Genomic DNA, 7,869 nt, shown 5'->3' with positions numbered 1-7,869 from the left:
ACCGGCCCCTGGACCTATGATCTGGCCTCCTTGCTTTGGGATCGTTACTGGGATTGGGGCTCTGCCCGCCGGCACCAATGGATTCTGGATTTTCAGGACAGACTCAGCAAAACTGGCAGGGCGGCATTGCCGCAGGCGTCCTTTGTGCGCAGTGTCGAATGGATGGCATTGCAACGCAACATCAAGATTCTGGGAATTTTTTGCCGCTTGGCCTATCGTGATGGCAAGTCGGGTTATCTGGATTTGCTGCCGCAATTTCGCAAATATGTACTGGATGCCTTAGCCAGCGATGCGCAGCTGCAAATATTTTTCCCGCAGTTCTCGGCATGGCTGGCGCGATGACCCGGGCGATGATTCTCGCAGCCGGGCGGGGTGAGCGCTTACGTCCCTACACGGACCATCTTCCCAAGCCCTTACTGGAGGTCGGGGGTAAACCGCTCATCGTGCGGCATCTGGAATCCCTGGCCGCTGCTGGCGTCCGCGAGGTTATCATCAATATTGGTCATCTGGGCGACCTGATTGTGGAAAGGTTGGGTCATCAATGGCAGGGGCTACGCATTTTCTATAGTGACGAAAGGTCGGGTCGCCTGGAGACGGGCGGCGCTTTGATCCGGGCCTTGCCACAACTGGGAGATGCCCCATTTTTGCTGGTCAACGGAGATATTTGTACGGATTTCCCCTGGGATTCTCTGCTGCAGGCGGCTTTGGCTTCTGTATGTTTGGTCCTGGTTCCCAATCCACCCCATCATCCCGCAGGAGACTTTGCCCTGAATGCGGGGATAGTGGCGTTGCAGGGCGAAGAACGTCATACTTATGCAGGAATTGCCCGCATTGATCCGGCGCTGTTGCGGGGCTACCCGGAACAGTCGGCACCCTTGGCACCCTGGTTGCGACACTGGATTGCAGCGGGTGAGGTGGAGGGGACCCTGTATCAGGGAATATGGACCGATGTAGGTACGCCGGAGCGATGGCTAGTGGCGCAGGAAATATGCAGGGTACGGCAAGATGGAATTTGACCTGGTAGCTGTTCAGGACGCGATATCGGTGTCTGTCGAACTACGAAAACGCTGGCGGAAAGACTGGGTTGATTTGATGGAACTTGCTGTCTGGGGGGATTTGCGCAGTCAGCAAATCGGGCTTGGCGGCAAGTTGCGCAAACGGGTTCTGGAATATGGTGAGCGTTTGCGCTCTTACGTCAGTGACCGGAGCTGGATACCTCATCCTCGCGAACAAATTAAAAATGCCCTGAGTACCAGTTTGCAACTTCGTGAAGTCATTGAAAAGGTCGGAGAATTGATGGGCCAGTTTGCTGAAGGAGAAGATCTCGCCCGTCTGCAATCATCCTGGCAGGATTTCAGCGACCGCCTGATGGTGGATATTACTGAGCGCGAAGGGAAACTGGTACAATTGTTGAATCAGCAATATCACGAAGAAGTTTAACTTGACCCAGGTCATCCAGCAGAATTTATGAAAATTGTATATACGTTGGTCATTATTGGTGCGCTAGCACTTTTTGCCCTGCTGTTGTGGTGGGCGCGGGGGCAAGAACTTGTCGGTAATACGCCCAAGGACAGCAGCAACTGGTATGCGCATCATCCAAAAAGTCTGGCTGCAGAAAATATGCGTTGCTGGACCTTGCTGCGCCAGACTTCATTTGCGGATATTGACAAGGTCATGGCGGCACATCCCCAATGTCATGCAGTCTATGAAGCCATTCAGGAACAGGACGGTGATCGTGCAGATTAAGTGTTTGTCAGAATGGCAGTAAGCATGGATGTCGATAATCTGTTGGCTACCGGGCGTGATGTTTTGCGTCTGGAGGCTGAAGCGGTGAGTGCATTGGAAGCACGTCTTGACGACAGTTTTGTCCAGGCTTGCGGGTTACTTCTCCAATGTTCGGGCCGGGTGGTAGTGAGTGGTATGGGCAAATCCGGCATCATCGGCAAAAAAATTGCCGCGACCCTGGCCAGTACGGGCAGTCCGGCTTTATTTCTGCACCCTGCTGAGGGCAGTCATGGCGATCTGGGCATGCTGACCCGCTCTGATTGTCTTCTGGCGCTCTCCAACTCGGGTGAAACGGCTGAATTGCTGGCCATTCTTCCGGTGGTCAAGCGTCTGGCCGTACCACTGCTCGCCATGACCGGCAATCCCCAGTCGACCCTGGCGCGCAGTGCCGCTGTGCATCTCAATTGCAGTGTGCTGCGCGAAGCCTGTCCTCTGAATCTTGCGCCTACGGCGTCCACCACGGCAACTCTGGCCATGGGCGATGCCCTGGCCATGGCCTTGCTGCAGGCGCGCGGGTTTTCGGCGGATGATTTTGCGCTTTCCCATCCTGGTGGAAGCCTTGGCAAGCGTCTGTTGCTTCGGGTTCAGGATGTGATGCACCAGGGCCAGGCTTTGCCAAAGGTACTCCTGAAAACCATGCTGCGTGATGCGGTTCTGGAGATGAGCAGCAAAGGCTTGGGGATGACCGCCGTGGTGGATGGCGAGGATCGGGTACTGGGTATTTTCACCGATGGAGATTTGCGGCGGGCTTTTGCCGAGCGTCAGGATCTCTGGGAGCAACCCATGTCTGCCCTGGCTCATGCCCAACCCTGCAGCATCCGCGCTGAAGCACTGGCGGCCGAGGCTTTAGCCCTGATGGAGGCCAAACGGGTGGGGGCGCTGCTGGTTGTGGACGACAATCAGCGCTTGGTCGGCGCCTTGAATATGCATGATTTACTTCGGGCCGGAATTGTATGAAGCGTTTGGCAGCGGAAACCCTGATGGAAAGTGCTGCGCAAATCCGGCTGCTGATCCTGGACGTGGATGGAGTGATGACCGACGGACGGCTGTATTTTGATGATGCCGGCACCGAAAGCAAAGCCTTTCATGTGCGCGATGGTTACGGGATCAAGCTGCTGCAGGCGCATGCCGTGGAATTGGCCATTATTACCGCACGGTTTTCCCCGGCAGTGGCGCATCGTGCCCGGGACCTGGGTATCAAACATCTTTTTCAGGGCTGCAAGGACAAACATCTGGCTTACAGTGAGCTGAAGCTGGAGCTGAATATTGAAGATGCCATGGTTGCTTATATGGGTGACGATCTGATTGATTTGCCCATTTTACAGCGCGTCGGGCTGGCCACTGCGCCGGCTGATGCCCATCCGGAACTGACCCGGCGGGTTCACTGGCAAAGCCAGTATGAGGGTGGCCGAGGGGCCGTCCGGGAATTATGTGAGCTGATTTTGCAGGCCAAAGGCTGCTGGTCCGCCGTTTTGACCCAGGCTGGGCAACAGGGGCATTGTTGATGCTGCGTTTGCGGCTTCCCAGCCTGGGTTTTACCGTGCTGGTTATGTGTCTTGCCGGAATGGTCTGGTGGTCATGGCCGCAGCGCCCCCTGTCGCTCCCGCAAATTGACTGGCACGGTCAAATTCATAAGGGCGATCAGGCCGCTGAAGATGTTGTCATGCGTCAGTATGATGCCACCGGGAAGCTGGACTTGCTGGCCACGGCGCATACGGCCTATCACGAACCGCGTCGCGATCAGACCATACTCAAAGACGTCGCAGTCAAACGTTTTCGACCCGGCCAGGAACTGAATCTGCGCGCCAATCAGGGCAAGGTCGATGGATCCAGCCACCTGATTACCCTGTGGGGGAATGTCATCGGGACAATGAAACCAGATACCCGTTTTCTGACCGGGAGGGTGCACTATAACCCGCAAACGGGCATTATTAGCACCCAGGATCCGGTTCGCCTGGAACATGGTCAGGACTGGATGACCGGAACAGGGCTCTGGGCGTCGGTCAAAACCGAGGAGGTCAATATTTTGCGGAATGTACGTGGTGTTTATGCGCCTTAAGCATGGCTCGGTAGGGCGCTACTGGCCGGTCGGGCTGGTGATGGTTTCCCTGGCGGCCCTGGCGGCCCCTGCTGCCCAACAGACGTTGGCCAAAGGACCCATTCATATCAGTGCAGATACGCTGCATGCCGAAAACAAGCCCTCCCAGCAGGCCACTTATCTCGGCAATGTCGTTATGACCCAGGGCGACGTGGTCATTCATGCCAGCAAACTCGTCATAGCTGCCCTGCAGGGCAAGGTACAGACGGCCACGGCAACTGGTAGTCCCGTCAGCTTTACCATGTCCAGCGCGCAGCGCCACGGCTACGGAGATACCCTGATTTACAAACCGGGTTCGGGGGAGATTGTGCTGCAAGGGGATGCCCATCTCTGGCAGGAAAAAAATGAAATCAGTGGCCAGCAGGTGACGTACTTTTTGAATAACCAGCAAACGGCAGTGACGGCATCCCCCGGACAGCGCGTCCACTCCGTGTTTTATCCCGCAGCAGCAAACCGCTCTGCCAGCGGTGGGAGGCCATGAGCGACCTGCTCCAGGCCCAGTCTCTGTTCAAGTCTTATCGTCGTCGTACGGTCGTCCGGGATGTTTCTGTTCAGGTTGCCGCCGGGGAAGTAGTGGGCTTGCTGGGCCCCAATGGCGCTGGCAAAACCACCACTTTTTACATGATGGTCGGACTGGTACGCCCGAATCGTGGTCATATTTTTTTGCAGCAGCGTGATATCACTGCATTTCCCATGCATGAACGGGCGCGCATGGGATTGGGTTACCTGCCCCAGGAACCATCTGTATTTCGGCAAATGAGCGCGGCAGATAATATTCTCGCGGTTCTGGAGACCCTGCCACTCAGTAAAGCCGAACGCCAGGATCGCCTGGATCAGCTCCTGGCCGAATTGCATTTGGGTCTGTTGCGCGACACCAAGGGGCACAGTCTTTCTGGTGGCGAGCGGCGCCGGGTGGAAATTGCGCGCGCCTTGGCCATGAGTCCGCGCTTCATCTTGCTGGATGAACCTTTTGCGGGGATCGACCCGATTTCTGTTTTGGAAATCCAACGTCTTATTCAGGACTTGCGTGAACGCGGCATTGGTATCCTGATTACCGATCATAATGTGCGCGAAACATTAGGCATTTGCGAACGTGCCTATATATTGCATGATGGGAAGGTGCTGACGGCCGGGAGCCCACAGGAAATCGTGGATGATCCCATGGTCCGTCAGGTATATCTGGGAGATCAGTTTCGAATCTGAATCTGGAAAGCAATGAAACAAGGTCTAGAACTCAAACTCGGTCAGCATTTGGCCATGACCCCGCAACTGCAACAAGCCATTCGCCTGCTGCAGTTATCGACGGTTGATCTGCAACAGGAAGTTCAGGGGATGCTGGAAAGCAATCCCCTTCTGGATGAGGATGCATCCGTTGAAGAATCCGGCGCTTCGGGTAGTGCTCCTGAACCCGGTGAAAGCTCCGGTGAAGATCGCCAGCTGGATCTGGCTGCGGAAGATACTTTGCCTGATGATTTGCCGGTCGACAGTCAATGGGATGACGTGTTTGATTTGGGCACCAGTGCATCAGGCGGGGGTTCTGATGATGAGCTTCCCGACTTTGAAGCACGGAACAGTCACAGTCAAAGCCTTCAGGACTATCTGCGCTGGCAGGCGGATATGACGCACTTCAGTCCTGAGGAGCGCAACATGGCGGAGATGATTATTGACGCCATTGATGATCGCGGTTACCTGATCGAAAATCCAGACGATCTGGCTGCTGCCATGGGCGTTGATGCTGCCGTCTTCCAGGGGGTATTGCTGCGCGTTCAGGACTTCGACCCTCCTGGTGTGGCGGCGCGTGATCTGAGTGAATGTCTTTTGTTGCAACTCAGGCAGTTGACGGATGTGGATGCCAGCGTGCAAAAGTTGGCGATGGATGTTGTCAAAGACCATTTGCAGGCCCTGGGTCGCCATGATTATCCAAGGCTGTGCGCAAGCCTGGGGGTTGATGAAGCCGCGCTGGGATCAGCCATGGCGCTTATTTCCGCTCTCAACCCCAAACCGGGTGAAGAAGTTGGAAGCGAAAATACCGAGTATGTCATTCCCGATGTGATTGTGCGCTGGTCCGGTAAACGCCTGCGGGTGGACCTGAATCCCGAGGCCATGCCCAAGCTGCGCATTAATCGCCGTTATGCGGGAATGGCCGGGGGCAAGGATGCCGCCCATAAATATATTCAGGATCAGCTCAATGAGGCACGCTGGTTTATCAAGAGCCTGCAAAGTCGCCAGGAAACCATTTTGAAAGTGGCCCGGGCGATTGTGGACAAGCAAAAGGATTTTTTTATCAACGGACCGGAATCCATGCGCCCCATGGTGTTGCGTCATATTGCCGAAACCGTGGAAATGCATGAATCCACGGTATCCCGGGTGACCAACCAGAAATACATGGTTACCCCCCGAGGTCTTTTCGAGTTCAAGTACTTTTTTTCCAGTCATGTGGGAACAGACAGTGGCGGCTCGGCATCGGCGACGGCCATTCGCGCCTTGCTCATCAAATTGACTCAGGCGGAAAATCCCAAACATCCTCTGAGTGATGCAGAAATTGCCAAGGTTCTCGCCGATCAGGGCATTCAGATTGCCCGCCGGACGGTAGCCAAATATCGGGAAGCGGCCAATATCCCGCCGGCAAGCCAGCGTCGGCGGCTTTAGTTTTCGACATCCATAAGACAGGGTTTTTTGTGGCGGCGGTTGGCGCTACACTGAAGCCGGACCCCGATCAGGGGCAATTATCATAAACAATCCTCGCAAGAGGACAGGAGAGCGCCATGCAAATTACCATTACCGGTCAGCACCTGGACCTGACAGAAGCCCTGAAAAACCATGCAGAAGATAAAATTGGCAAACTTGATCGACATTTTGATCAGGTGATTGATGCCCGGGTTGTTCTGAAACATGCGCCCCATGAAAATCCCGAAAATACCGCTGATGTGACTATGTATGCAGCTGGTCATGTGTTTCACGCCGTATCCCAGCATGCCGACATGTATCGCGCCCTGGACCTGGTCACCGAAAAACTGGAAGGCCAGGTTGACAGTTACAAGGAAAAACGCCAGGACCGGCGTAATGACAATCCTTCCGGTCTGGCAGCCATTGCCGAGATAGAATGACCTTCAATCATGACGACTCTGCCCTTAACTCCCCAACAAGTTCTTATTGATCCTCCGGTTACGGATGCCGGAGCCGTGCTGGACGCCTTGGCGGCACTTCTCGCAGAGTCGACCGGACAAACAGCCTCCGTCATTGCTCAGGCCCTGAAAAGTCGTGAAGAGCAGGGTTCCACCGGAATCGGCCATGGTGTCGCCTTTCCCCATGCCCGTATTGACGGTGTAACTGAGGTAGCCTTGGCGGCCCTGCGCAGTGCTCAGGGAATCTCTTTTGCCGCACCGGATGGTCTGGATGTGCAGGTATTTATTGCGGTGGCCGTACCCAGAACGGCGGCTACGGCTCACCTTGAAATTCTTTCGACCCTGGCGGTACGTTTGGCCTCTGAGACAGTACGTGCAGACTTGCTCAAGGTGCGCAATGCTGAAGGATTTTTTACCGCAATGACCCATTCTGATTAGCTTTCAGGGAAGACGCGGACATGGAAAGACAAATCAGTCTGCGTCGGCTTTGCGAAGATCTCCACAAGGAGATGTTCTGGGATTGTCTGCATCGACCGGATAAGGATTGCCAGCTGCGTGGCGACCCCTGGGCGGAAGACGATGTTGGTGGCGCGGCTCTGGTCGGTTTTCTGAATTTTATTCGTCCTCACGTCGTACAGATCGCCGGAACCTGTGAACTCCAGTTTTTGCGGGATAACCCCCTGAGTTTCGAGCAATTTCTTACGGGAAAGCTGAGCCTGTTGGTACTGTGCGAAAGTGAAACGCTGAGTCCGGAACTTCTGGAAGCACTTCAGTCCCGGCAAGTGGCGGTCATGACGACTGCCTTGGAGGCCCCGAAGGTGCTCGCCCGTCTGCAACTTTACCTGCATCGCGAGCTGGCTC

Annotated in this window: 11 protein-coding genes and 2 pseudogenes; all 13 read left to right on the top strand. The window is 55.3% G+C overall.

Translation table 11 applies throughout. The features are described 5' to 3' along the window. Positions 1 to 342 (top strand): annotated as a pseudogene (locus tag AC2VLY_RS06285) (aminoglycoside phosphotransferase family protein); the annotation flags it as partial. Further along, positions 327 to 1,016, top strand: a complete 690-nt coding sequence (locus tag AC2VLY_RS06280) for a nucleotidyltransferase family protein (RefSeq protein ID WP_486892148.1) — start codon at positions 327 to 329, stop codon at positions 1,014 to 1,016. The pseudogene AC2VLY_RS06285 and the gene AC2VLY_RS06280, both read left to right, overlap by 16 nt. After that, entirely contained in the window at positions 1,006 to 1,440 is a 435-nt protein-coding gene (locus AC2VLY_RS06275; protein WP_486892149.1) for a hypothetical protein, read from the top strand. Before AC2VLY_RS06280 ends, AC2VLY_RS06275 begins: the two co-directional genes overlap by 11 nt. A gap of 27 nt (positions 1,441 to 1,467) precedes the next feature. Next, positions 1,468 to 1,746: a hypothetical protein gene (locus AC2VLY_RS06270; protein WP_193651194.1), complete on the top strand. Its 279-nt coding sequence runs from the start codon at positions 1,468 to 1,470 to the stop codon at positions 1,744 to 1,746. 24 nt (positions 1,747 to 1,770) lie between these two features. Beyond that, on the top strand, positions 1,771 to 2,742 hold the full coding sequence (locus tag AC2VLY_RS06265; RefSeq protein WP_300249948.1) for a KpsF/GutQ family sugar-phosphate isomerase: 972 nt from the start codon (positions 1,771 to 1,773) through the stop codon (positions 2,740 to 2,742). Beyond that, positions 2,739 to 3,290 (top strand): KdsC family phosphatase, encoded by a 552-nt coding sequence (locus AC2VLY_RS06260; RefSeq protein ID WP_193651196.1) that lies wholly within the window; start codon positions 2,739 to 2,741, stop codon positions 3,288 to 3,290. Before AC2VLY_RS06265 ends, AC2VLY_RS06260 begins: the two co-directional genes overlap by 4 nt. Next, positions 3,290 to 3,844, top strand: a complete 555-nt coding sequence (gene lptC, locus AC2VLY_RS06255; RefSeq protein ID WP_193651197.1) for an LPS export ABC transporter periplasmic protein LptC — start codon at positions 3,290 to 3,292, stop codon at positions 3,842 to 3,844. The genes AC2VLY_RS06260 and lptC overlap by 1 nt, the downstream gene beginning before the upstream one ends. Beyond that, a complete protein-coding gene (gene lptA, locus AC2VLY_RS06250) occupies positions 3,834 to 4,364 on the top strand; it encodes a lipopolysaccharide transport periplasmic protein LptA (protein WP_486921946.1) in 531 nt (176 codons plus the stop codon). Before lptC ends, lptA begins: the two co-directional genes overlap by 11 nt. Beyond that, on the top strand, positions 4,361 to 5,086 hold the full coding sequence (gene lptB / locus AC2VLY_RS06245; RefSeq protein WP_193651199.1) for an LPS export ABC transporter ATP-binding protein: 726 nt from the start codon (positions 4,361 to 4,363) through the stop codon (positions 5,084 to 5,086). Before lptA ends, lptB begins: the two co-directional genes overlap by 4 nt. A 12-nt stretch (positions 5,087 to 5,098) precedes the next feature. Next, on the top strand, positions 5,099 to 6,532 hold the full coding sequence (locus AC2VLY_RS06240) for an RNA polymerase factor sigma-54 (RefSeq protein ID WP_193651200.1): 1,434 nt from the start codon (positions 5,099 to 5,101) through the stop codon (positions 6,530 to 6,532). 116 nt (positions 6,533 to 6,648) lie between these two features. Then, positions 6,649 to 6,990, top strand: coding sequence for a ribosome hibernation-promoting factor, HPF/YfiA family (gene hpf / locus AC2VLY_RS06235; RefSeq protein ID WP_193651201.1), 342 nt, complete (start codon positions 6,649 to 6,651; stop codon positions 6,988 to 6,990). 9 nt (positions 6,991 to 6,999) lie between these two features. Continuing rightward, positions 7,000 to 7,446: a PTS sugar transporter subunit IIA gene (locus tag AC2VLY_RS06230; protein ID WP_193651202.1), complete on the top strand. Its 447-nt coding sequence runs from the start codon at positions 7,000 to 7,002 to the stop codon at positions 7,444 to 7,446. A gap of 20 nt (positions 7,447 to 7,466) precedes the next feature. Next, positions 7,467 to 7,869 (top strand): annotated as a pseudogene (locus tag AC2VLY_RS06225) (HPr(Ser) kinase/phosphatase); the annotation flags it as partial.

The organism is Acidithiobacillus sp. TH-A36 (genome assembly GCF_057473445.1).
The sequence above is the reverse complement of the archived record's forward strand: the minus strand, read 5'-3'. Positions and strand labels throughout refer to the sequence as shown.